Source organism: Salinibaculum sp. SYNS191, assembly GCF_037338445.1.
In the GTDB taxonomy this organism is placed as follows: Archaea; Halobacteriota; Halobacteria; order Halobacteriales; family Haloarculaceae; genus Salinibaculum; species Salinibaculum marinum.
In genome coordinates, this window is sequence record NZ_CP147838.1 from 3511085 (window position 1) to 3531505 (window position 20421).

Here is a 20421-nt window from a genome sequence, read left to right on the forward strand (position 1 = left end):
TAATATCTGGCATGCCGTAGCTGGCCCATGAAGTGTACGCGTTGCGGACAGAGAGAGGGGGAACGCGGGGAGATGATTTTCAAGAGCGACGCCATCGTCATCGTCTATCTGTGCGTGCAGTGCGCGGAGTCGGTGCTCCGCGACGACGAGGAGGTCACGGCCATCGTCCCGTCGCTCGACCGGTGACGACGCGTCTGGTGTCGGGTTTCGAGGGACCTGCTCTCCGAGGGGAGCGCAACCGTCGCCGACGACAGCGAGGACGGATGTACTGTGTCGCCCCGTCAGGTACCCTGTGACATCACTCTCCCCTATCCAGTAGTTACAGTTAATAAAGTACCAAACATGCAAAGACTCGTGGGAACTGTGAGTCCCACATCCTCTGACAGTGTCCCGACAGAACTCATCACATTCCCTTTCGGGACATTTTCTGACCCCTGACAAGCGGTAGGCACTTCCACCCTGCATCGAGCGCGGCGACGCCACGGCCGGTTACGGCGTTCTCGACTCCCAGTCAGACGCTGGCAATCAGCAACTGAGCGGCTTTCGGGAGGACGATACTGACCAGCAGTTGCGACCAGATACTGAACGTCGCGGGATACTCGTTCGTCGCGCTCACCCTCTCCATTCGCTGTCTGATCTCGTCGACCATCTCCTGGTCGTCCTGTGACACTGTGTAGGCGGTGATGTCCCACGGGTCGTCCGTGTACTTCTGTTCCACCTGTTTGAGTCGGTGCAACTCCCGCCGTTTCTCCCGGCGCATGAACCGGTGCAACGTGAAGACGCCGTAGGCGACGGTCGCCACTGTCGCGACCCACGCCGTCGTGAAGATGACGTTCGTCGTCGCCGTCGGCCCCCACTCGGCGACCGAGAGCACCGGTCCGTAGGTGACGAGTGCGAACGCGATCAGCCCTGCAACCATGTAGTAGTAGGCGTGCTTGATGAGTTCACCGAGCGGTCGCAAGCCACCCAGTCCCTCCGGGTCGCGAAAGTCGATACCGATGTCCGACCGCCACAGACGCCACGGCGCGATGAGTTCGACCGACAGGTAGACGGCGAAGAACTGAGCAGCGATCGAGGCCCAGATCGGGTTGACGACCATCCAGCCAATCACCGCCGAGAGCCCCTTGTCCTGATAGATGGCGACCGGCCCGCCCAGCGCGAGCACCCGGACGTAATTCAGGAGGACCGCAGAGACGAAAAACGCCCACGGGAGCCAGTCCGGCACGATGTCGATCAGTTTGTCGGGGTCGCGCGTCCGGTCCGCGATGTTCATCTCCCGCGTGACCTGGTGGTAGCGCCTGCGGAGTGCCCGTGAGCCGTAGACAGCGCCCAGCAGGGCAATCGGTTGCAGGACGAAAAATGGATTCTGGAGATAGACGACGGGGTCCCCGACGAGGTACGCCCGACCGTTCAGGACCGGGACGATAGTACCGATGAGGACGAGGGCGTAGAGGTACGACGGCGGCGTCTCCCCTGGCAGCCACTCGGAGAGCCTGCCGAATCCGAGTTTCCGGGCCAGTCTATCCAGCCACAGGTCCTCTGTGAACGTCGCCGTGAGTTCGTCCTCGTCGAGCGCATCCATCACGGCCCCGGGTTCCTCGGTGTCAGCGCTGACACCACCTGAAGTGTCTGCACCTGCCATACTCGACATACTGTCGAGCGATAGTAAATAATCAGCCCTGCTGGTGCCCTTCGTTCTCCTCAGTATGTATCAGATATTCGTCTGTCAAAATTCTTCCGAGATGTTACGTGTCAGCCACGAACCGATGCGGTGCCGCGCGGCGTTCTGCGCTGTCGCTCGCGATGCACTCGCTGTATGGGGCAGAGACACTGAGTCTCACAGTCGCGGGTGCGCCCTACCCTTTCCGACCGCGACCCAGCATCCGGTCGGCGAGCGACCCCAGGGACTTGATGGCGACGTTGATGTAGAGGCCCACGAGAAACGCGACGGCGCCGAACAGCGCGGATGCGTCGGTCGGCGTGTTCCCCGTCTGGAGGAGGACGACGTAGAAGCCGGCCCCGAGCACCCACGCCGCCGGGATTCGCATCCCCATCTCGACGATGGCCCTGACTTCCCCCGGTTCGTCGTACTCCTCGAGGCCGGACATCAACTTCGTGAAGATGTACCCGAGCGCGCCCAGCGTCGCGTACACGTAGACGAAAAGCGGGACTGCGAGAGTCCCTGTCTCGTCCGGTGCCGGGGGTGGCGGTGTCATGACGCCCGTCCCGTAGGGGTCCAGCGAAATCGCCACCCCGGCCAGCGTGAGCGCACCGAACAACCCGTACACCAGCCAGTTGTCGAGTGCAATCCACGTGGTTTGCTGTGTCTCCTCCTCTGCCGTCGCATCACTCATGACCCGTGATAGCACACCGCGTCGTATAAAATTTCATCGTGTTGAGGGGAGTGCGAGCAGTGGGGCCGTCGCAGTCGCGCCAGCCGACAGTAGCCCCGATTTCCGTCTGTTCTGGCGTCCGTGCCACAGCAGAGACTCGGCTGTTCGACCGCCGTCGACGCGTTCTGTTGGTCTGGCTACGGCTCGGACGCCCGCACTCAGACCGGGCTGTTCTCGTTAAAGACTCCCAGCAGTTCGCCCAGAAGAACATCGGCGGAGTCGTGGCCTCGATAGTGAACGGTCCCGGTGTGCCTGTCGAACGTGAGCCAGCCACGGTCTTCCAGTTTCGGGAGGTGACAGTGCAGGAGCTTCGAGCGCAGCCCGGCCGACAGCTCCGGCGGCAACCGTCTCTCGATGTGCTCCTCGACTTCGTCGAGACGCGCGACGTGAGACTGCGTGTAATTCTCGAAATAGTGGATGACTTCCCGGCGAAGGCTGTCACTCAGCACCTCGCACAACCGGTCGACCCGTTCTGCCTTGTCAGGATAACACGCGCCCGACGACATATATGACGAATTATACCTTCTACTAACATAAATTTGTGTGGTTCTCCCCCCCTTGATAAATACACATAGGTGGAAAACCCGCTCGTATATTCATATAACTAAAATAATGGCAGAAAAATCGGACAATTGTCTGGGCGAGAGTGGGGCTGTGCGCTCACACTCCTCGGGCAGGGCGACGCCGCCGCGTCGTTCGACCGACTGCCGCGGCCGGCGGCGTCGCTGTCGTCACTGACTCACGTACCCGCCGTCGACGACCATCGCCTCGCCGGTGACGAACGACGCCTCGTCGGAGCAGAGCCACACGACGGGGTCGCCGATTTCTCGGGGCTGTCCGAGCCGTCCCATCGGCGTCGCCGCGACGGCCTGGTCGATGGTCTCCTGGTCCGACCCCGCGACCATCGGCGTCTCGATGACGCCCGGACAGACGGCGTTGACGCGGAGCCCTTCGCCGCTGTACTCCAGGGCTGCGGTCTTCGTCAGCCCGATGACGCCGAACTTGCTCGCGGTGTACGGGCTGATGTTCGGGAAGCCGACCTGTCCGGCTATCGACGCCGTGTTGACGATTGCACCCTCCCCGTCAGCCAGCATCGCGGGAATCTCGGCTCGCATCGCCTGGAAGACCCCCTTCAGGTTGACGTCGATGACCTGCTCGAAGTTGTCCAGCGGCTGGTCGGCCAGCGGTTCGTTGTCTCCCTCGATGCCGGCGTTGTTGAACGCGAAGTCGAGCCTGCCGTAGGCGTCCGTCGCCGTCTCGACCATCGCGTCGACGTCGTCCGGGTCGCTGACGTCTGTCTGTACGAACCTCGCCTCGCCGCCGGCATCCTCGATGTCGGCGACCGTCCCTTCGCCGCCGTCCGCGTCGACGTCCGCGACGACGACGCTCGCTCCCGCTTCGGCGAAGCGCCTGGCCGTCGCCTCGCCGATGCCGCTACTCGCTCCCGTTACAATCGCGACTCGGTTCTGAAAGTCTGGCATCTGAACCACTCGTCTCGATATCGTGCCGCCGGCGACCTGTACCCGCAGCATAATTATTAATTGTCGGGAATTGTGGGTGCGCTTATTAGCTTTCGTCGGCACTGAAATTCCGTGTTCTCCCGTCGGTGGGGACGCGACGCCAGCCAGCACGGCGAGGGGCTGGGGTCGACCCGTGGGCCGACCCTACATGAACATCCGGTCTTCCGGGTAGTCGTGGCCGCCAGCCGCCTCCGCCTCGGTCATGGTCTTCATCCTGTCGGTCAGTTGCTCGTAGTACTCGCGGAACTGGTCGCCGAGTTCGCGCAACTCCGTCTCGTCGACGTCGACGTCGTAGATGCGCTTGACGGCTTCGATGAGTCGGAGCGTCGCCTCGACGTCTGGTCCCGGTGGATGTGTCGGGGTGATGAACGCGCCGGTTTCGGGTGCCGTGTCTTCGAGGCTCCGCATGACGAGTTCGCCGACGACGCCGTCGAGGAAGCCACCCTGGAGCGGGTCGAACGACTGGTCCCCGAGTCGCATCTCCCGATAGCCCGGCGTCGCGACGGAGAACACGTCGTGTTCCTCGGGCCCGTGCGGGAACGGCACGCCGTGGAGGACGGCGATTTCGCCGATGCCGCGCTCCTCGGTGAACGCGAGCACTGCGTCGGCGAAGGCCCGCGCCGCGTCGACCGGGATGAACAGCTCCCCGACGAGTACCGCCACGCCCGTCCCGTTGAGCGTGTACAATCGGCTGTGATGGCGTGGCACCCCTTCCTCGAACGGGGTGATGCCGGGCAACTCCTCCGGCGCGATGTGGCCCACCTGCGTCGAGTCGAGGTGTCGGACGAGGTAGTCGGCCGCCGTTATCCCCGCCATTCCATAATGTGCCTGACCGATGACTAGCGTCGACGTCTCCCCGTCGTCGGACGAGACGCGAACGTTGAACGATGACTTGGTGTCCATACACCTCTCCTCTACGACGCGTCGGCGTATAGTGTTGGGTCAGTGTCTCGTCGGGGTCGGCGCTTCCGGCCGTCGGCGAGTGCGTCCGTCGCGGGTGTCGGACATCCCTACACCCGCTCGACCCCTACACCCGCTCGACCTGTTTGCGCGCGCGGTCGATGACTTCGCGCGCGCCGTCGAGCACCGCCGCGGAGTCCTCGGCGGGTCGCTCCCGCTCGAAGAACGCGTCGACTGCGCGGACGCTCTCCGCCAGCATCTCCAGGTCGTACCCTCCCTCCAGGACGAACCCGAGGCCGGCACCGCAGTCCGTCGCGATGGAGCGGACCCGCTCGGCGAGGAGGGTGTAGCCGTCGGTTGAGATTCGCTGCTGGGATATCGGGTCGTACTCGTGCCCGTCGAAGCCCGCGCTCACGAGGACGACGTCGGGGTCGAAGCGCTCCAGTGCCGGACCGACGACCTCGTCCAGCGCCGCCAGATACGCCGAGTGGGTCGTGCCGGCCGGGAAGGCGATGTTCAGGGTCGCCCCCTCCCCGTCACCGGTGCCCGTCTCGTGGATGTACCCGCTCGGCGGGTAGCTGTCCCGCTCGTGTATCGAGGCGTAGTAGACGTCCGCCCGGTCGTAGAAGATGTCCTGTGTGCCGTTGCCGTGGTGGATGTCCCAGTCGACGATTGCCACCCGGTCCGCGAGGCCGGCGTCGAGGACCGACTGGGCGGCGATGGCGACGTTGTTGAGAAAGCAAAAGCCGCGGGCGTCGTCCGCGGGCGCGTGGTGTCCGGGCGGTCGCCCGAGCGAGAACGGGGTGCGCGTCCCGTCGTCGCCGGCCACGGCCCGCCTGGCGCTCCAGATGGCGAGGCCCGCACTCGCCAGCGCGGCCTCCCAGGTGCGTTCGACCGCCGTCGTGTCCGCGTCCCAGCTTCCGCCGCCGTTCGCACAGAACCGCTGGAACTCGGCGACGTAGTCCTCGTCGTGGACGGCCAGCACCTGCTCGCGGGTGGCCGGCTCGGCGGCGACGTACTCGGCGCTATCGGCGTCTGCGAGCGCCTGCCGGATGGCCCTAACCCGGTTAGGGCTCTCGGGATGGCGTGGCCCGGGGTCGTGGTCGAGACACGCCGCGCGGTGGCCGAATCGCATGCGACACTCTCCCACTACTCTCTCCACCCTCACAGATGTAACGGTGGTCTGGACCGAACAGCGACCCCTCTCTGGCGGGTCACACGGTCGCTGTGTCGGTCCCGCAGCCTCTGGCGAAGATTGGACACTCCGGTCTCAGTCCACGCGCGGGTCGAGGTAGCCATAGGAGAGGTCCTGTACGATGCTTCCCACCACGCCGACGGCGGAGATGACGACGGTGCTACCCAGCAGAACGGGGACATCGCGCTGCTCGACGGCCCCCAGCAGCATCGTCCCGAACCCCGGGATGCCGAACAACCGCTCGATGACGAAGACGGTGAGCAACAGCAACCCGAGCGCCTCGGTGAACACCATCGAGAGGACCGGGATAGCGGCGTTCCGGATGACGTGTGCGCCGACGCGGAGCCGCCTGGCTCCCTTGGCCCGGACGAGCTTGACGAAGTCCGTGCTGGCGAACTCCGTGGCGTAGGCGCGCGTGTAGCTCACGTAGCCCCCGAGCAGCGTCGTCGTCGTCAGTGCGATGGGGAGGATGTGTTTGACGAAAAGCGGCGGGACTGCAATCACCTCGGCGCCCGCCAGCGCGGCCAGCATCCCTCCCAGCCAGAAGTTGGGGACGGCGAACACCAGGTACGTCGAGACCAGGGACAACTCGGCCAGCCGACCCCGTGGGTTCAGTGCCGCGTAGAGCCCGACGCCCAGTCCGGCGGCGACGGCCAGCACCAGCGCCGGCAGCACGTACATCGCCGTCCGCGCCGTCGCGTCGGCCACCATCGGCAGCACCGCCGCCCCCGACTCGAAGGACTGGCCCCAGTCGAGCGTGGCCATGTTGCCCAGCCAGTCGACGTAGACCTGCTCCAGCGGGCGGTCGAGCCCCCGGGCGGAGAGATAGGACTCCCGGGCTGCCTGGACCGCCTGCTCGCCCGCGCCTACCCACCTGAGCCGGCCGACCTGCGCTCCCAGCACCCAGTCGTCGGTGAGGGTGAACATCGCGAAGATGGTCGTCAGAATCGCCCACGCCGAGGCCAGCCCGAGTGCCACGCGACGGGCGAGGACGCGGAGGACTCTCACGGGGTCTCACCCGGCGGGCGAAGGGGCCGCTCCCGCGGACGGCGCGGGTCGCGGTTCGGTCTCACCTCACCCGTGCGCGAGGGGGCACGGGCGCGCACGCTGTCACGACGGCCGGAGCGGCCGTATGGGGGCTGTCTGGAGGGCATCCCGTGGTGGTTGCGCACTCGCCCATATAAATCTCATCCAGAATCGACCGCAATCTTATTGTGGCAGGCTTTAGCATAGGGAGACGTCAGCCCTCCATGACGGATTCGCACGATAGAGCCAGCTTCGAGCACGTCGATTGGTCGGAGTTCGATGCGGGCCGCCCGACGCTCACCACACAGCGGGCCGTCCTGCTGGTCGGTGGCCTGTTGCTCGCGGCACTGTACCTCTACAACATCTACGTCGCCCACGTCTACCTGGTCGCCACGTGGGAGTTCAACTACACCGACTGGCTGTTCCTGCTCGGCCTGCTCGTGGTCGTCGCCTACGGGCTCGTTCCGGTGTTGCAGGACCGCTCTGTCGGCCGCAGACTCGTCGCCTCCCTCTGGTCGCGCCCCCTCTACAAGTTCGGGGCCATCGTCCTGACGGGATTCGTCGCCGTGGGCTTTCTCGGCCCGCTCATCCTCGGGCCGCCGGACCTCCACTTCGTCCACGCCTTTCACCCCCCCGTCGGTTTCACCGCCGATTCGAGTTTCACCGTCCAGTGCGTCGGCGACACGATTCCCGGTGAGGGCATCAACCGCTTTTGCCGCGGCTCGCTCTTGCACCCGCTTGGGACCAACCACCGCGGTCACTCGATGACCTACCTCGTCGTCCTCGGGGCCCGGGTGGCACTTTACATCGCCGTCTTCACGGCGGCCTTCATCGTCCCGCTCGCGACTGCAGTCGGCGTCGTCGCCGGCCTCCACGGCGGCCTCGTCGACAACCTCCTCACGGCCTACGTGGACGTCCAGATGGCTATCCCCGCCATCCTGCTGTACTTCGTCGGCTACTTCTACTTCAACGGGTCCCTGCTCCTGTTGCTCGGCACTTTCTGTCTGTTTAGCTGGGCCGGCGTCGCCCGACTCGTCCGCAGCGAGGTCATCCAGCACCGCGAGGACGGCCACGTCCTCGTCGCGCGCAGCCTCGGTGCCTCCCGGTCGTACGTCGCGAAACGGCACATCCTGCCGAACATCACGAACACGCTCGTGCCCGCCCTGTTCCACCTCGTCGCGCTGCTCGTCCTCGTCGAGGCCGGCGTCGCCTTCCTCGGGTTCTCCGACGTCTCCCTGCACTCCTGGGGCGGCACCATCGCCGAGGGGCTGGGCCCCGAGGGGACGGCCAAAGCACACGAGGTCTGGTGGATCTCGACCGTTCCCGCCGCCGCCCTGTTGCTGACGCTCACCTCGTTCAAACTCGTCGGCGACGGACTGCGCGACGCGCTCGACCCGCGGGGTGGTGAGTGACATGGCCGACGAAACCAGCGCTACGGGCACAATGCGGACCGACGAACCGCTGCTCGCGGTGGAGAACCTCCGGACGCACATCGACACGGACGGCGGGACTGTCCGCGCCGTCGACGGCGTGAGCTTCTCGGTCGAGCGGGGTGAGACGGTCTGCCTGGTCGGCCAGTCGGGGTGTGGCAAGAGCGTCACCTGCGAGTCGCTCACCGACCTCGTCGAGCCGCCCGTCGAGGTGGTCGACGGCACCGTCTCCTTCGACGGCGAGTCGCTGCTGGCCGACACCGACCGCGCCCGCCGCGCCCGGGGCGACCGCATCGGTCACGTCTTCCAGAATCCCCAGCACGCGCTGGACCCAGTCTACACCGTCGGCGAGCAAATCGAGGAAGTACTGTCGATTCACGGGGACGGCAGGGACGCCCGGGAGCGGGCCGTCGAGTTGCTGCGGCAGGTCGGCATCCCGCAAGCGGCCAGGCGGGTCGACGACTACCCCCACGAGTTCTCCGGGGGGATGCAACAGCGGGCGGCACTCGCCATCGCGCTGGCCGCCGAACCGGACCTGCTCGTCGCCGACGAGCCGACGACGGCCGTCGACGTGACCGTGCAGGCGCGGCTCATCGAACTCCTGCGGGACCTGACCGACGGCGGGATGGCGATGCTGCTGGTCACACACGACCTGCGCGTCGTCGCGGCGCTGGCCGACCGCGTGCTCGTGATGTACGGCGGCACCATCGTCGAGCGCGGGCCCGTCGCGGACGTCTTCGACTGCCCGGCCCACCCCTACACGCAGGCGCTGTTCGACAGCTACGACGGCCTCTCGGACCGCTTCGCGGAGACGACCCGCGCCGTCCCGACCGACGGCTGTCGGTTCCGCGAGGAGTGCCAGCACGCGACCGAGCGCTGCGAGGGGAGCGACCAGCCGGCGTTCGTCCCGGTCGACGGCGACCCCAGCCACGCCGCCTCGTGCGTGTACTACGCCGACGACACCGAGGAGGACCCCGCGACCATCCTGCAGGAGGCCCGCAGCGCCCGCCCGCGGGTGGGTGGTGACGATGACTGAGGACGCCGACGGGCCGCCGCTGCTCGCGGTGGAGGACCTGGAGACTCACTACCCGATTACGGAGGGCCTGCTCCGCCGCGAGGTAGGTCGGGTCCGGGCGGTCGACGGCGTGAGTTTCACCGTCGACAGCGGCGAGGTGCTGGGACTGGTCGGCGAGTCCGGCAGCGGCAAGACCACGACGGCGCTGTCGGTGCTCCGCATGGAGGAACCGACCGGCGGTACGGTCCGGTTCGAGGGCGACCCCGTCGGGGACCTCTCCGGCGAGGCCCTGCGGTCGTTCCAGCGCCGCGTCCAGCTCGTCGTCCAGGACCCCAACGATGCGTTCAACCCCCGGATGACAGTCGGCGAGGCCGTCGCGGAACCGCTGGAACTGCACGGGATGCGCGACGCTGACCGCCGGCGGGCGCTCGTAACAGACCTGCTCGAACGCGTCGGCCTCTCCGCCGAGGACGCCGACAGCTACCCCCACGAGTTCTCCGGTGGGGAGAAGCAACGCATCGCCATCGCCCGCGCGCTCGTGGTCAACCCCGACCTGCTCGTCGCGGACGAACCGACGAGCGCGCTCGATACCCGGGTCCAGTCCGACATCCTCGCGCTGCTGGCGGACATCCGCCGGGAGTTCGACGTCGGCATCCTCTTCATCAGCCACGATACCGACGTCGTCCGCCGGTTCTGCGACCGCGTCGCCGTGATGTACCTGGGCGAAGTCGTCGAGCGTGGCCCCGTCGCGGACGTCTTCGACGCGCCCGCGCACCCCTACACGCGACTCCTGCTCGATTCGGTGCCGAGCCTCGACCCCGCAGACCGCGGAGTCGACCGGCCGCTGACCGACGCAGTCCCGGAGCCGTCGGACCCCCCGTCGGGCTGTCGGTTCCACACCCGCTGTCCGGCGCTCGTCCCCCCGAGCGACGTGGATCTCCCGACGGACCTGTGGCGGCGCGTCGCTCGCTTCCGGTTCTCGGTCCAGACCGGTGAACTGCCGGAGGCACTCGGGAACGGCACTCGGCCGGCGGACGCGGTGGCCGTCCGCGAGGCCTTCGACCTGCCGGCGTCGATTCCCGACGAGCGCGTCGAGCGTGCCGTCGCCGCGGCGGCCGAGGCGCTCGCCGACGGCGACACGGACCGGGCGAGCGACCGCCTCGCGGAGGCGGTTCCGACGGTCTGCGAGCACGAAGCGCCCGCGGAGACCACGACCGACGGGCGTACGGTGCAGTGTCACCGCTACGACCCCGCCGTCGACGCCGAACCCCGCTCGCGCTGACGGGACAACATTCAGTAGCGAACGGCCCCTGGAACGGGTGGATGCCCGGCGAGACGGACGCGGAGCGTGAGCCGCTGTTCACGCCCCGGCGAGCGCGGCGGATGACGCGGACTCACGCCGTCCTCTGGAGTGTCATCCTCGCCGCGACGGCGGCCGACATCGTCCTGACAGTGACGGGACTGGCGAACGGGCTCCGCGAGGGCAACGTCGTCCTCCACGCGCTGGTCTCGGAGTTCGGCCTGGCGGGGCTGTGGGGGCTGAAGTTCGCCGCGATGGTGTGGCTCGTCGCTGGCTGGGCACTTCTCTCGGACCGCAACGCGGCCATCTTCCTCGCGCTGTTCGCGCTCGTCACCGTCGCCGTCGTCGTCAACAACGCCGTGCTCGTCGCCGGTCTCTAGGTCAGTGGGTCAGGAGGAGCAGTTTCTCGTCGGTCCGCGCGAGACAGAACGCCGTCCCGGGATTGCCGAAGGTGTTCGTCCGTCGCTCGGAGACGAACAGGCGCTCGAAGGGCTCGCCACAGGCCGGACAGGCGAAGCCTTCGCGGTTCGCCAGGTGCATCGTCCCGCGGTCCTCCTTGAGCAGTTTCAGCCCGTGGCGGTAGTCGTGGACGTCGAACCCGTCAGAGATGTCGAGCTGTTCCATCGGTCGCGACGAGAGGAGAGAAGCCGTATCCGGTCAGAGGTTGACTTCCGCGCCGACGTAGATGACGACGACGAGGAACACCCAGACGATGTCGACGAAGTGCCAGTACATCGAGACGGTGGAGACCGACGTGTGCTTCTGGGCGGAGTACTGTCCGTAGAGGCTGCGGAAGAACAGGATGGCGAGCAGGATGGCACCCAGCGAGACGTGCAGGCCGTGCAGGCCCGTCAGGCCGTAGAACGCCGAACCGAAGATGCCGGTTTCGAGGCTGAAGTTCTCGTGGACGAGGAACTCGTAGTACTCCAGGCCCTGGCCGCCGATGAAGATGATGCCGAGCAGTAGCGTGACGCCGAGCAGCCGGATGAACCACTTGCGGTTGTCACGCAGCAGCGAGACGTGCGCGAAGTGCAGCGTGAAACTGCTGGCGATCAGGATTGCCGTGTTGATGAAGATGAGCGGCGAGAGCAACTCGGGCCGTTCGGCCACCCACGGACCCGAGCGGATGAAGAAGTAGTAGACGAAGCCGGCACCGAACGTGGCGACCTCTGTCCCGAGGAACAGCAACATGGCAAATCGAAGCGTGCCGGAGCCGTGTCCCTCCGTCCCGTGCTCCCAGAAGTTGACGACGAAGGCGTGATACAGCCAGCCGTACAGCCCGCCGAGGAAGAGGGCGGTCGAACCGACGAGGACCGCGGGGCCGATCATCGGGCTGACGATGTTGTTCGCTCCGTTGCCGAGGATGAACAGCGCAGCACCGATGTAGATACCGCCGACGCCCAGCGCGGCGATGAAGGGCCACCAGCTGGCCTCCCCGAAGCCGCGTGGCCAGTCTTCGACGGCGGGCAGATGATGCCCCCCGTGGTCGTCCGTTGACTCGTCCTTTGCGAGACTCATACAGCGCTATTACTGATGGACTACCAAAAACCCTCCCAACTCAACCGGCCGTACCTCGCCGTCTCCGCAGCCACGGCAGTTCGACAGGTACTCGGGAACACCGTCCCAAGACCCGTCAATGAGCCCCCCGAGGCGCCCGGTCGCTTGGGCGGCCGGCGTCGCCGCTGCGCTCGCTCTCCTGGCGCTCGCGACCGGGCCGGCACTCGCCCACGGCGGCAGTCTGGGCGCGGAAAGCCGCCAGGCCGTGACGGTCCCGACGTGGCTCGTCCTGATGACCGGCGGGGCGGCCGTCGGTGCCTCCTTCCTGCTCGCGAGTCTCGTCACCGACCGGCGACTCATCGAGGCGGTCGACGCCTGGCGTCGCGTGCTCGCCGGTGACGGGCTGACCACTGGTACCCCGCTCCGTCTCACGCGTGCGGCCGGCGTTCTCCTGCTCGCCGTGACGGTCGCGCTCTGCTTTCTCGCCCCGCAGGCACCGCTGGCGAACTTCGGACTACTCTTTGTCTGGGTCGGCTGGTGGGCCGGGTTCACGATGAGCACGTACCTCGTCGGGAACACCTGGCCGGCGGTGAACCCCTGGCGGACCATCGCGTCGCCGCTCCCGTCGCTCGGCTACACCTACCCTGTCGGACTCGGCCTCTGGCCGGCGACGGTGGCGTTGCTGGCACTCATCTGGGTCGAGGTGGTCAGCCCCATCGCCGACGAACCCGCCGTCCTCGGCGGCGTCATCCTCGTCTACTCCGTGCTGACGCTGTCCGGGGCCGTCGTCTTCGGTGTCGAGGACTGGTTCGGACGGGCCGACCCCATCGCGCGCGTGTTCCACCACTACGGGCACGTCGCGCCGCTGTCCCGCGACGCCGACGGTGTGTCCGTCTCGCTGCCGGCCGCTCGCCTGACCGACCTCGGGGTTCGCACCCGCAGCGAGGTGGCATTCGTCGTCGCCCTGCTGTGGGGCACGACCTTCGACGGCTTCGTGTCCACGCCCGCCTGGCGGTCCGTCGTCGACGCGTTCGGGTTCGTCCCGCTGTCGGCGCTGTACCCGCTCGCGCTCGCTGCCGGGTTCGGGGTCTTCCTGCTCGCCTTCGACGCGGCGACGCGAGCGAGCAAGCGTATCTCCGGGACGTACCTGACCAGGGCGGAACTCGCCCGACAGTTCGCGCCGCCGCTTCTGGCTATCGCGGCCGGCTACCACCTCGCGCACTACCTGGGGTACTTCCTCTCGCTGTCGCCGGCGCTGGCCGTCGTCGCGGCCGCGCCGCTGAACCCACCCATCGACGTGCCGCTGCTGGCGCTGCCGGGGTGGTTCGAGACGGTCGGGATGCTGGCGATTCTCGTCGGCCACGTCCTCGCCATCTGGGCCGCCCACACCACCGCCTACGACATCTTCCCCGGCCGCCTGCAGGCGATTCGGAGCCAGTACCCCTACATCGCGGTGATGGTGTTCTACACGATGACTAGCCTGTGGATTATCGCACAACCGGAGGTGCCACCGCCGTGACCGTCCAGCAGTCCCGCGCCGAGGACGAGACACGACTCGACACCGACCCGCCCGACGCCGACGCCGCGGTCTGTGACCGCTGTGGCAGACCCTTCGCCAGCGAGACCCTGCTGGCGCTGCACCGCGGGCAGGCCCACGCCGACGACCTCTCCGACGAGGAGATCGCGGCCTTCGATGCGGCCTACGAGGACGAGCAGGCGGACATCCGCCTGTTCCGGCTGAAAGCGGTGGGTGCGCTCGTCCTCGTCTACTTCGGGTTCCTGATTGTCTACGCCCTCGTCTGACCTTCGTAACTGTAATGACCCCGAAGCGTCGTAAATCAGGGCATGGAACTGCGGGTCATCGAGAAAGAGGACACGATGCTGTCGATAGAGGTCGCCGGCGAGGACCACACCTTCATGAACGTCCTGAAGGGTGCGCTGCTGGAGACCGACGGCGTCACGGCCGCCACCTACGACGTGAACCCCGAGCAGTCGGGGGGACAGACCGAGCCGATTCTGACCATCAAGACCGAGGAGAGCGTCGACGCACTGGACGCCCTGGAGGCGGGTGCCGACCGCGTCATCGACAAGTCACGGAACTTCCGTGACGCCTACGAAGCGGCGGTCTAACAGGCAATCTGTGTCAGGACGACGGTCCCGTCCGGAGCGGCGTGGACGTCGACCCCGATTTTCGTCACGTCACTGCGAAACGCCGTCGAGAGACTGTTACTCTCCGCGAGCGCGGCCGCGACGTCGCTCGCCGTGTCGTCCGTCCCGACGGCGACCGCGCCGGTCTGGAGCGTCGCGCCGCCCTGGCAACTCCCGGCGACCAGTTCGGCGATTCGCTCCCGCTCGGGGAGCGACCCGTCGGCGTACTGCGTTTTCACGACGCGCTGGTTCACGAACGTCGCCACCTCGTCGAGCCGGTCGTCGCTCGCGAGTTCGGACGCGTTCGCGCCCGTCCGCTCGTCGTTGATACGCGCGAGATACGCCGTCTCGACGTCCGACAGCGTCACGCCGTCGATAGCGGTATCGCTGCCGGGGACGTCCGAGACGTCGGGGACAGCGTTGCCAAAGCCCGGCAGGGCGATGACGCCGGTCAGGCCGAGGACGAAAAGCGCCGCGAGCGCGAGCACGGCGACCAGTCCCAGGACGTACCGCGGAGTGAGGAGGTCGAGATAGCCCGGCGCGGTCAGTTCCGCGTCGTCGACCTCCTGGCGCTGCCGGACGAGTTTCTCGTTGCCACACCGCGAACACGGTGGCGTGTGCTTGGTGTGCTCGCGGCCGCACTCGGTGCACACCCAGACCGTTGCCTCAGTGCCGAGTTCCGACTCCGAATCCGCGACCGGCACGACCGCCTTCTCGAAGGTACCGTGGCCGCAGTTGTCACACGGCGGGTCGTTCTCGTCGTGGGGTTTGCCACACCACTCGCACCGCCATTCCATTGCCGGTAGGTAGGTGACACCCCAGGAAGTATGTACCGCTCGACGGACCTTTCGAGGAGTGGACGACGTTTCGACGGGTGGACGCGAACCCCCTTGTGTGGCCTGGCGGTACTCCCGTGCAGGTGACACGAATGCACGTCCCCCTTCCCCGAAACCGTCTCGTCCAGTTGACCCTCGTCGGTGCGCTGTTGACGACGCTCGTCGCCGCCGCCCTCGTGGTGCCCGGTGGACTCGGCGACCAGTCGCCGGCCCCCCGCGACGCGACCGACAACCTCAGTGCCGACGCCCCGACGCCCAACGGGAACTTCACGCCCGCCGTCTCCGGTGGCGGCGGTTCCGGCGAGTACGAAGACGAGGAGTACGAACCGGACGAACACGAGCGAGAGGAGGAAGAGGAAGACGACGACGAGGAGTACGAACAGCACCACGAGGTCACGGACGCGGTGGGTGAGCGCCCGTGAGCGAGCGCCTCGCTGCACTCACTGCACGCCTCGGGACCGCGAGCACTGAGTTCGAGTGTTGTGACACGGCGTTCCGTCTCGAGGTCCGCGGCCCCGCCGCGTCGCGTGCGCTCGACCGTGCGGCATCGACGGCCCGCCGACTGGAGGCGCAACTCGACGCCTTCGACGACAGCAGCGCCGTCGCGTGCCTCAACGAGACGGGTTGCGTCGAGAACGAACACGTCGCCCGCGTCGTCCGGCGGGCTCTCGCCTACCGCGAGCGCACCGACGGCGTCTTCGACGTCCAGCGGGGGCGGCTGGAACACGACCTGAAGCGGTACCTTCGCGGCGACGTCGACGAGCCCCCGTCGCCGGACGACGACGCCGACGCGGCGGTGACCGTGAACGGTGACACTGTCGAAACCTCTGCACCGCTTGACCTCAACGGGCTGGCGAAGGGCTACATCGTCGACCGCGTTCACGACGCCGCTGCCGGGCTCGGCCGGACTGTTTTCGTCAGCGGTGGGGGCGACATGACGCCGCCCCCCGCCCCCGTCGGCGTCGAGAGCCCGTGGGACGACACCCACCTGCGGGCGCTCGACACGGACTGGGCAGTGGCGACTTCCGGCGGCTACCGACGCGAACGCGGCGGTCTCGACCACATCTACGACCCCAGGGCGGGGACGGTCGGGAGTCGTCACGACCTGGTGACGGTGGTGGCGGAACGCGACTGCACGGAGGCCGACGCGCTCGCGACGACGCTGGCTGTCCTCCCCCACGAGGCGGCACTGTCGCTCGCGGAGGACTGGCAGGGCGTCGAGGCGCTTGTGGTCACCTGCGGCGTCTTCCGGGAGACGGAGGGGTTCGGCGACCATGTCGTCGCGACGTGAGACGACCGTCGCCGTCGCCGCGCTCCTGACCTTCGCGGCGACGGTTCCGGCCGTGCTCGCCATCGCCGACGTCCGCGAGCGGCAGGTGGCCACGGACCAGCGCACCGACCTCGTCGACTCACAGGTCACGACCCGCCAGGCACCGGCGGACTACGACGGCGACGGCGTTACCGACGGCCGCGACGAGTGTCCCACGCGGCCGGAGACGCGAAACGGCTTCCAGGACGGCGACGGCTGTCCGGACCTCGTGGCGACGACGGGGGCCTCGTAGATGGAACTCGTCTGGTACCTGGATCGGGCTACCGCGCTGGTCGCGTACCCGACGCTGTATCTTGCTGTCCTGACCGGCATCCTCTACAACGCCGACGGCTTCGGCGTCCTCCACCGCTCGGCCCGTCGCGTCCACATCGAGGTGTCCGTGCTGGGGATGCTCGTCACGCTCGCGCACGCCGGCCTGGGCGTGGCCGACACGTACTTCGTGGCCACTGGACAGGTGCCACAGCCGGCCTACAGCGTCGGCTACATGCTCGCTGGCGTCGCGGTCGGTGCCGGCGGCTCGCTGTTGCTCGTCGTGGCGGTGCTCGGCTTTCTGGACCCGCGACAGTTCGACCGACCGTGGGGGCCGGCGGCCGTCCACGCCTTCGCCTACGGCGGCTTCGCCTTCGCGACGGTTCACGCGGTGGCCGTCGGGACGGACCTCGCGTCGCTGGCCTTTCCGCTCGTCACTGCCGGACTCTCCTTTCTGGTGTACGTCCTCTTGCTCCGCCTGGTGACGGACATCAACGCGACCGGGCTGTCGACGAGCGCTCAGTAACTCTCCCAAAGGTCGAACAGCCGGTCGACGAGCCGGTCGGTGAAGGACGCGCGGTAGACGGTGTAGAGGTAGCGCACCCGCTGTGGGTCGGTGAGTTCGTAGAGGACGCACCGCCCGTCCCGGTGTTTCTCGACCAGACCGGCGTCCTGGAGTTTCGAGAGGTGCCAGGAGATGGTCGAGTTCGACTTGTCGAGGTGGTCGGCCAGGTCGGCGGTCGTCAGTTGCTCCTCGGCGGCGAGATAGGCGAGGACCCGCCTGGCGAGTGTCCGGCGCAACGCGTTGAGCACCTGCCGGTCGCTCTCGTCGAAGGAGTCCGCCGGGTAGTAGCGGGTGTACTCACCGTCGTCGCTGACCTCGACGATGTCCTCGTCCTCCAGCCACCGGAGGTGGTACTGGACTGTCCCTTTCGCCAGGTCCAGGTCGTCGAACAGGGCCCGAACGTGGATCCCCGGCGTGTCGACGATGCGCTGGTAGATGGCCCGCCGCGTGGGCAGTTCCAACTCGGCCGCGGTGTCTTCGGACATCGTCACTTCCGGAGTGCGACGAAGAAGGCCAGCAGGCCGACCAGTATCAGTACCGCCGACCCGTGTTCCAGCAACTCGACGGTCTGGTAGCCGAGATACGCCACGACGAAGTACTCCAGGAAGACGACCAGCCCGTAGACTGCGAACAGCCCGTAGGCCCCACTGACCAGCAGCATCCGCCGGTCGCGCTCCCGCCGGTACGCCATCGCGCTCAACGTCGCCAGCGCGACACCCACCACCAAGATGCCGAGACTGACGAGCTGTTCGAGTTGCTGGGCCAGCGTCACCACGTTGGACACCCCTCGCTCATTCGGCCAGACCTACGTTCCCGTCCCGAAAAGCCGTTGTCGTCCAGCCGTCGAACCGTCGTCTACAGGCGGACCGGAATGCCGCGCTCGGCCGGATACTCCGTTACCACCTTTTTCCCGTTCGGGTGCGCAAGCGCACCACTCACGGCAAAAACGTGGGCGAAAAAGGCGCGCTCACTCCGTTCGCGCGGGCCGGCTCAGAGTCGAACTGGAATCCCGCGCTCGGCCAGATACTCCTTGGTCTCCTGTATCGTGTACTCGCCGAAGTGGAAGATAGAAGCGGCGAGAGCGGCGTCGGCGTTTGCCTCCGTGAACACCTCGTAGGCGTGTTCGGGGCTGCCACAGCCGGAGGACGCGATGACCGGCGTCGAGACGGCGTCGCAGACGGCCGTCATCAGCGGGATGTCGTAGCCCTCCTTGGTCCCGTCGGCGTCGATGGAGTTGACGAACAGTTCGCCCGCGCCGCGGTCCTCGGCTTCCTTCGCCCACGCGACGACGTCGGTCCCGGTGCCCTCGCGGCCGCCCTTGACGGTACACTCGAACCAGCAGGACTCGCCGTCGACCTCCGCGTAGTACTCGCCCTCGTCGTCGTAGCGCCGGCGGGCGTCGACCGAGATGACGATGCACTGGTTGCCGAAGGCGCGTGCGCCCTCCTCGATGAGGGCGGGGTTCTCCAGCGCGCCCGTGTTGATCGAGACCTTGTCCGCGCCCGCGCGCAGTGTCTCCTTGATGTCCTCGCGCGTGCGGATGCCACCGCCGACGGTCAGCGGGATGAACACCTCGTCGGCGACGGCGGAGACGGTGTCGAGCATCGTCTCCCGTCCCTCGGCGCTTGCCGTGATATCCAGGAAGACGAACTCGTCGGCCCCGGCCTCGTTGTAGCGTTTGGCCATCTCCACCGGGTCTCCGGTGTATTTCAGGTCCTCGAAGTTCGTCCCCGTGTAGACGGCCGCCTCGCCGTCCTCGTCGACGTCCACGTCGATACAGGGGATGATTCGCTTCGTTAGCACGTGAAACCCCTTCGAGCGACGCGCGTTTGACCGTTTCGGGTCCACACAGAAACTGCGGTGGCGCGTCGTCGACCCCGCCGCCGTCCCGTGACGGGTCCGGACCGCCCCGCCGTCCTGTAATCGATTCATAGTTAAGTCGCTCTGGCGTCACTCTCTACCTGTGACCGAGGACGACTCACTCCACGCGGAGTACGCGACCAGCTCGAAACTCATGGACCTGCTCAAGTACGCCGCAGAGAGCCTGAGCATCGAGTTCGACCGGTGGGGTGAACAGTACGTCAGCGGCCCGAGTCTCTACTTTCTGGTCGTCGCCGACGTCGACTTCGGCGACTACGCCGACCCGCTCGGAGCGAACTCGTGGCCGGTCGACCGCTGCCAGGTCGTCACCGACTCGCCGGAAGCGTTCATCGAGGCCGCGCGGGACGTGGCGTTCACCCGCGACGGCGCGGTCGTCATCACCGCGGACGGGACCATCCAGGACCAGATGGTCCGCGTGCGGAGTCCGAGCACCGCCGAGGTCCGCGGGCGCGACGCCATCACCGCCGCCGACTGGATGGGGACGAAACATCTCAGCGCCGTCGAGGCCTCGACCCGGAAGGAGGTCCTCGCGGCCGTCACCGTCAGCGAGGAGGACGGCCGCGTCACCATCTTCCAGGACGGGTCCTACGACGACTACGAGCGTGAGGAACTCGGCGGCCGCTGGCGGCCCGACTGACCGTCCGACTCCGATACACCGAAGTGGGATGGCGACGAACCCGCGGACATGGCCGACGACCACCACGAAGAGGAGCGTCCGGCGTACGACCCCACGTCGCCGACGCCCCCGGACAGGGAACCGCCGCTGCGAAGCACCGCCCCCCAGAGCGAGTACACGATGGGCCAGGTCGCCGTCGGATTCGTCATCATGCTCGTCGGACTCGTCGTCACCTTCGGCCTCCCGCTGGCACTCGCCTGACAGGTTCCGACCCCGGCGCCCTCGTGCGTCGAGCGAGATGGGAAGGTTAAAGAAACCCACTCTGCTATGACCGAGTGCGCCCGGGTGGCTTAGCTGGACATAGCGCCGCACTCATAGGGTTCTCACACACGCGGCACACCGGCATTCCCACGAGGCATCCGCCTCGGACCTGGGATATGCGGAGATCGAGGGTTCGGAGCCCTCCCCGGGCACTACTTCCACACGACACCGACCCGCTGGTGTCGCGTCACCGCGTCAG

At 67.2% G+C, this 20421-nt stretch carries 27 protein-coding genes and 1 tRNA gene; 15 read left to right on the top strand and 13 right to left on the bottom strand.

What is annotated here, in order from left to right; translation table 11 throughout:
- Nucleotides 1–27 precede the first annotated feature (27 nt).
- Nucleotides 28–186 (top strand): hypothetical protein, encoded by a 159-nt coding sequence (locus WDJ57_RS18180; RefSeq protein ID WP_338902362.1) that lies wholly within the window; start codon nucleotides 28–30, stop codon nucleotides 184–186.
- A gap of 325 nt (nucleotides 187–511) precedes the next feature.
- Here WDJ57_RS18180 and WDJ57_RS18185 read toward each other — a convergent pair whose 3' ends face one another.
- The 7 genes from WDJ57_RS18185 to WDJ57_RS18215 form a co-directional block, all read right to left on the bottom strand.
- Entirely contained in the window at nucleotides 512–1642 is a 1131-nt protein-coding gene (locus WDJ57_RS18185; protein ID WP_338902363.1) for a hypothetical protein, read from the bottom strand.
- Nucleotides 1643–1856: 214 nt separating this feature from the next.
- Nucleotides 1857–2354: a hypothetical protein gene (locus WDJ57_RS18190; protein WP_338902364.1), complete on the bottom strand. Its 498-nt coding sequence runs from the start codon at nucleotides 2352–2354 to the stop codon at nucleotides 1857–1859.
- A 197-nt stretch (nucleotides 2355–2551) separates the two neighbouring features.
- On the bottom strand, nucleotides 2552–2899 hold the full coding sequence (locus WDJ57_RS18195) for a DUF7344 domain-containing protein (protein WP_338902365.1): 348 nt from the start codon (nucleotides 2897–2899) through the stop codon (nucleotides 2552–2554).
- A 225-nt stretch (nucleotides 2900–3124) separates the two neighbouring features.
- Nucleotides 3125–3874 carry an SDR family oxidoreductase gene (locus tag WDJ57_RS18200; protein WP_338902366.1) on the bottom strand — a complete coding sequence of 250 codons (750 nt, stop codon included), beginning with the start codon at nucleotides 3872–3874 and terminating at the stop codon, nucleotides 3125–3127.
- A gap of 183 nt (nucleotides 3875–4057) precedes the next feature.
- A complete protein-coding gene (locus WDJ57_RS18205; protein WP_338902367.1) occupies nucleotides 4058–4816 on the bottom strand; it encodes a proteasome assembly chaperone family protein in 759 nt (252 codons plus the stop codon).
- Between the two features lie 124 nt (nucleotides 4817–4940).
- On the bottom strand, nucleotides 4941–5948 hold the full coding sequence (locus WDJ57_RS18210; protein WP_338902368.1) for a histone deacetylase family protein: 1008 nt from the start codon (nucleotides 5946–5948) through the stop codon (nucleotides 4941–4943).
- A gap of 135 nt (nucleotides 5949–6083) precedes the next feature.
- Nucleotides 6084–7016: an ABC transporter permease gene (locus WDJ57_RS18215; protein WP_338902369.1), complete on the bottom strand. Its 933-nt coding sequence runs from the start codon at nucleotides 7014–7016 to the stop codon at nucleotides 6084–6086.
- Between the two features lie 242 nt (nucleotides 7017–7258).
- Here WDJ57_RS18215 and WDJ57_RS18220 point away from each other — a divergent pair, with 242 nt between their 5' ends.
- Genes WDJ57_RS18220 through WDJ57_RS18235 form a run of 4 tightly spaced genes read left to right on the top strand, consistent with a single transcriptional unit; the run spans nucleotide 7259 to nucleotide 11159 of the window.
- Nucleotides 7259–8446, top strand: a complete 1188-nt coding sequence (locus tag WDJ57_RS18220; protein WP_338902370.1) for an ABC transporter permease — start codon at nucleotides 7259–7261, stop codon at nucleotides 8444–8446.
- A 1-nt stretch (nucleotide 8447) separates the two neighbouring features.
- Nucleotides 8448–9500: an ABC transporter ATP-binding protein gene (locus WDJ57_RS18225; RefSeq protein ID WP_338902371.1), complete on the top strand. Its 1053-nt coding sequence runs from the start codon at nucleotides 8448–8450 to the stop codon at nucleotides 9498–9500.
- The gene (locus WDJ57_RS18230) at nucleotides 9493–10761 is read left to right on the top strand and encodes an ABC transporter ATP-binding protein (RefSeq protein WP_338902372.1); all 1269 of its coding nucleotides are present in this window, start codon (nucleotides 9493–9495) and stop codon (nucleotides 10759–10761) included. The genes WDJ57_RS18225 and WDJ57_RS18230 overlap by 8 nt, the downstream gene beginning before the upstream one ends.
- 41 nt (nucleotides 10762–10802) lie before the next feature.
- The gene (locus tag WDJ57_RS18235; protein WP_338902373.1) at nucleotides 10803–11159 is read left to right on the top strand and encodes a DUF5658 family protein; all 357 of its coding nucleotides are present in this window, start codon (nucleotides 10803–10805) and stop codon (nucleotides 11157–11159) included.
- 1 nt (nucleotide 11160) lies between these two features.
- Here WDJ57_RS18235 and WDJ57_RS18240 read toward each other — a convergent pair whose 3' ends face one another.
- Nucleotides 11161–11403, bottom strand: coding sequence for a DUF7385 family protein (locus WDJ57_RS18240; RefSeq protein ID WP_338902374.1), 243 nt, complete (start codon nucleotides 11401–11403; stop codon nucleotides 11161–11163).
- Between the two features lie 33 nt (nucleotides 11404–11436).
- Complete coding sequence (locus WDJ57_RS18245) at nucleotides 11437–12297, bottom strand: cytochrome c oxidase subunit 3 (protein ID WP_338902375.1); 861 nt, start codon at nucleotides 12295–12297, stop codon at nucleotides 11437–11439.
- Nucleotides 12298–12415: 118 nt separating this feature from the next.
- On the opposite strand from WDJ57_RS18245, the gene WDJ57_RS18250 reads away from it, so the two are divergent.
- From WDJ57_RS18250 to WDJ57_RS18260, 3 genes are read left to right on the top strand one after another with little or no spacing between them, the layout of a single operon-like run.
- On the top strand, nucleotides 12416–13795 hold the full coding sequence (locus tag WDJ57_RS18250; RefSeq protein ID WP_338902376.1) for a hypothetical protein: 1380 nt from the start codon (nucleotides 12416–12418) through the stop codon (nucleotides 13793–13795).
- Nucleotides 13792–14079: a C2H2-type zinc finger protein gene (locus tag WDJ57_RS18255; protein WP_338902377.1), complete on the top strand. Its 288-nt coding sequence runs from the start codon at nucleotides 13792–13794 to the stop codon at nucleotides 14077–14079. Before WDJ57_RS18250 ends, WDJ57_RS18255 begins: the two co-directional genes overlap by 4 nt.
- 42 nt (nucleotides 14080–14121) lie before the next feature.
- On the top strand, nucleotides 14122–14406 hold the full coding sequence (locus tag WDJ57_RS18260; RefSeq protein ID WP_338902378.1) for a DNA-directed RNA polymerase subunit L: 285 nt from the start codon (nucleotides 14122–14124) through the stop codon (nucleotides 14404–14406).
- Here WDJ57_RS18260 and WDJ57_RS18265 read toward each other — a convergent pair.
- Nucleotides 14403–15221 (bottom strand): CAP domain-containing protein, encoded by an 819-nt coding sequence (locus tag WDJ57_RS18265; RefSeq protein WP_338902379.1) that lies wholly within the window; start codon nucleotides 15219–15221, stop codon nucleotides 14403–14405. The two genes, WDJ57_RS18260 and WDJ57_RS18265, sit on opposite strands and share 4 nt — an antisense overlap.
- 131 nt (nucleotides 15222–15352) lie before the next feature.
- Here WDJ57_RS18265 and WDJ57_RS18270 point away from each other — a divergent pair, with 131 nt between their 5' ends.
- From WDJ57_RS18270 to WDJ57_RS18285, 4 genes are read left to right on the top strand one after another with little or no spacing between them, the layout of a single operon-like run.
- Entirely contained in the window at nucleotides 15353–15682 is a 330-nt protein-coding gene (locus WDJ57_RS18270) for a hypothetical protein (protein WP_338902380.1), read from the top strand.
- A complete protein-coding gene (locus WDJ57_RS18275) occupies nucleotides 15679–16551 on the top strand; it encodes an FAD:protein FMN transferase (RefSeq protein ID WP_338902382.1) in 873 nt (290 codons plus the stop codon). The genes WDJ57_RS18270 and WDJ57_RS18275 overlap by 4 nt, the downstream gene beginning before the upstream one ends.
- Nucleotides 16535–16822 (top strand): hypothetical protein, encoded by a 288-nt coding sequence (locus WDJ57_RS18280; RefSeq protein WP_338902384.1) that lies wholly within the window; start codon nucleotides 16535–16537, stop codon nucleotides 16820–16822. The genes WDJ57_RS18275 and WDJ57_RS18280 overlap by 17 nt, the downstream gene beginning before the upstream one ends.
- Nucleotides 16823–17365 carry a hypothetical protein gene (locus WDJ57_RS18285; RefSeq protein WP_338902385.1) on the top strand — a complete coding sequence of 181 codons (543 nt, stop codon included), beginning with the start codon at nucleotides 16823–16825 and terminating at the stop codon, nucleotides 17363–17365.
- On the opposite strand, the gene WDJ57_RS18290 is transcribed toward WDJ57_RS18285, so the two are convergent.
- From WDJ57_RS18290 to hisF, 3 genes are all read right to left on the bottom strand, one after another.
- Nucleotides 17359–17889: a winged helix-turn-helix transcriptional regulator gene (locus tag WDJ57_RS18290; RefSeq protein ID WP_338902386.1), complete on the bottom strand. Its 531-nt coding sequence runs from the start codon at nucleotides 17887–17889 to the stop codon at nucleotides 17359–17361. The two genes, WDJ57_RS18285 and WDJ57_RS18290, sit on opposite strands and share 7 nt — an antisense overlap.
- A gap of 2 nt (nucleotides 17890–17891) precedes the next feature.
- The gene (locus WDJ57_RS18295) at nucleotides 17892–18179 is read right to left on the bottom strand and encodes a hypothetical protein (RefSeq protein WP_338902388.1); all 288 of its coding nucleotides are present in this window, start codon (nucleotides 18177–18179) and stop codon (nucleotides 17892–17894) included.
- A gap of 215 nt (nucleotides 18180–18394) precedes the next feature.
- Nucleotides 18395–19207 carry an imidazole glycerol phosphate synthase subunit HisF gene (gene hisF / locus WDJ57_RS18300; protein WP_338902390.1) on the bottom strand — a complete coding sequence of 271 codons (813 nt, stop codon included), beginning with the start codon at nucleotides 19205–19207 and terminating at the stop codon, nucleotides 18395–18397.
- A gap of 211 nt (nucleotides 19208–19418) precedes the next feature.
- Here hisF and WDJ57_RS18305 point away from each other — a divergent pair, with 211 nt between their 5' ends.
- The 3 genes from WDJ57_RS18305 (at nucleotide 19419) to WDJ57_RS18315 (ending at nucleotide 20374) form a co-directional block, all read left to right on the top strand.
- Nucleotides 19419–19922, top strand: coding sequence for a diadenylate cyclase (locus WDJ57_RS18305; protein ID WP_380630066.1), 504 nt, complete (start codon nucleotides 19419–19421; stop codon nucleotides 19920–19922).
- Between the two features lie 48 nt (nucleotides 19923–19970).
- Entirely contained in the window at nucleotides 19971–20162 is a 192-nt protein-coding gene (locus WDJ57_RS18310; protein WP_338902392.1) for a DUF7550 family protein, read from the top strand.
- 78 nt (nucleotides 20163–20240) lie between these two features.
- Nucleotides 20241–20374, top strand: a tRNA-Met gene (locus WDJ57_RS18315).
- The last annotated feature ends 47 nt before the right edge of the window (nucleotides 20375–20421 follow it).

Bases quoted from the DNA above. Each gene is read 5' to 3' on its own strand.
- WDJ57_RS18265 (WP_338902379.1), bottom strand. From the start codon at position 15,221: ATGGAATGGCGGTGCGAGTGGTGTGGCAAACCCCACGACGAGAACGAC.
- WDJ57_RS18195 (WP_338902365.1), bottom strand. From the start codon at position 2,899: ATGTCGTCGGGCGCGTGTTATCCTGACAAGGCAGAACGGGTCGACCGG.
- WDJ57_RS18205 (WP_338902367.1), bottom strand. From the start codon at position 4,816: ATGGACACCAAGTCATCGTTCAACGTTCGCGTCTCGTCCGACGACGGG.
- WDJ57_RS18220 (WP_338902370.1), top strand. From the start codon at position 7,259: ATGACGGATTCGCACGATAGAGCCAGCTTCGAGCACGTCGATTGGTCG.
- WDJ57_RS18190 (WP_338902364.1), bottom strand. From the start codon at position 2,354: ATGAGTGATGCGACGGCAGAGGAGGAGACACAGCAAACCACGTGGATT.
- WDJ57_RS18185 (WP_338902363.1), bottom strand. From the start codon at position 1,642: ATGGCAGGTGCAGACACTTCAGGTGGTGTCAGCGCTGACACCGAGGAA.
- WDJ57_RS18225 (WP_338902371.1), top strand. From the start codon at position 8,448: ATGGCCGACGAAACCAGCGCTACGGGCACAATGCGGACCGACGAACCG.
- WDJ57_RS18240 (WP_338902374.1), bottom strand. From the start codon at position 11,403: ATGGAACAGCTCGACATCTCTGACGGGTTCGACGTCCACGACTACCGC.
- WDJ57_RS18310 (WP_338902392.1), top strand. From the start codon at position 19,971: ATGGCCGACGACCACCACGAAGAGGAGCGTCCGGCGTACGACCCCACG.
- WDJ57_RS18305 (WP_380630066.1), top strand. From the start codon at position 19,419: ATGGACCTGCTCAAGTACGCCGCAGAGAGCCTGAGCATCGAGTTCGAC.
- WDJ57_RS18250 (WP_338902376.1), top strand. From the start codon at position 12,416: ATGAGCCCCCCGAGGCGCCCGGTCGCTTGGGCGGCCGGCGTCGCCGCT.
- WDJ57_RS18235 (WP_338902373.1), top strand. From the start codon at position 10,803: ATGCCCGGCGAGACGGACGCGGAGCGTGAGCCGCTGTTCACGCCCCGG.
- WDJ57_RS18270 (WP_338902380.1), top strand. From the start codon at position 15,353: ATGCACGTCCCCCTTCCCCGAAACCGTCTCGTCCAGTTGACCCTCGTC.
- WDJ57_RS18245 (WP_338902375.1), bottom strand. From the start codon at position 12,297: ATGAGTCTCGCAAAGGACGAGTCAACGGACGACCACGGGGGGCATCAT.
- WDJ57_RS18285 (WP_338902385.1), top strand. From the start codon at position 16,823: ATGGAACTCGTCTGGTACCTGGATCGGGCTACCGCGCTGGTCGCGTAC.
- WDJ57_RS18230 (WP_338902372.1), top strand. From the start codon at position 9,493: ATGACTGAGGACGCCGACGGGCCGCCGCTGCTCGCGGTGGAGGACCTG.
- WDJ57_RS18200 (WP_338902366.1), bottom strand. From the start codon at position 3,874: ATGCCAGACTTTCAGAACCGAGTCGCGATTGTAACGGGAGCGAGTAGC.
- WDJ57_RS18290 (WP_338902386.1), bottom strand. From the start codon at position 17,889: ATGTCCGAAGACACCGCGGCCGAGTTGGAACTGCCCACGCGGCGGGCC.
- WDJ57_RS18280 (WP_338902384.1), top strand. From the start codon at position 16,535: ATGTCGTCGCGACGTGAGACGACCGTCGCCGTCGCCGCGCTCCTGACC.
- WDJ57_RS18260 (WP_338902378.1), top strand. From the start codon at position 14,122: ATGGAACTGCGGGTCATCGAGAAAGAGGACACGATGCTGTCGATAGAG.
- WDJ57_RS18210 (WP_338902368.1), bottom strand. From the start codon at position 5,948: ATGCGATTCGGCCACCGCGCGGCGTGTCTCGACCACGACCCCGGGCCA.
- WDJ57_RS18180 (WP_338902362.1), top strand. From the start codon at position 28: ATGAAGTGTACGCGTTGCGGACAGAGAGAGGGGGAACGCGGGGAGATG.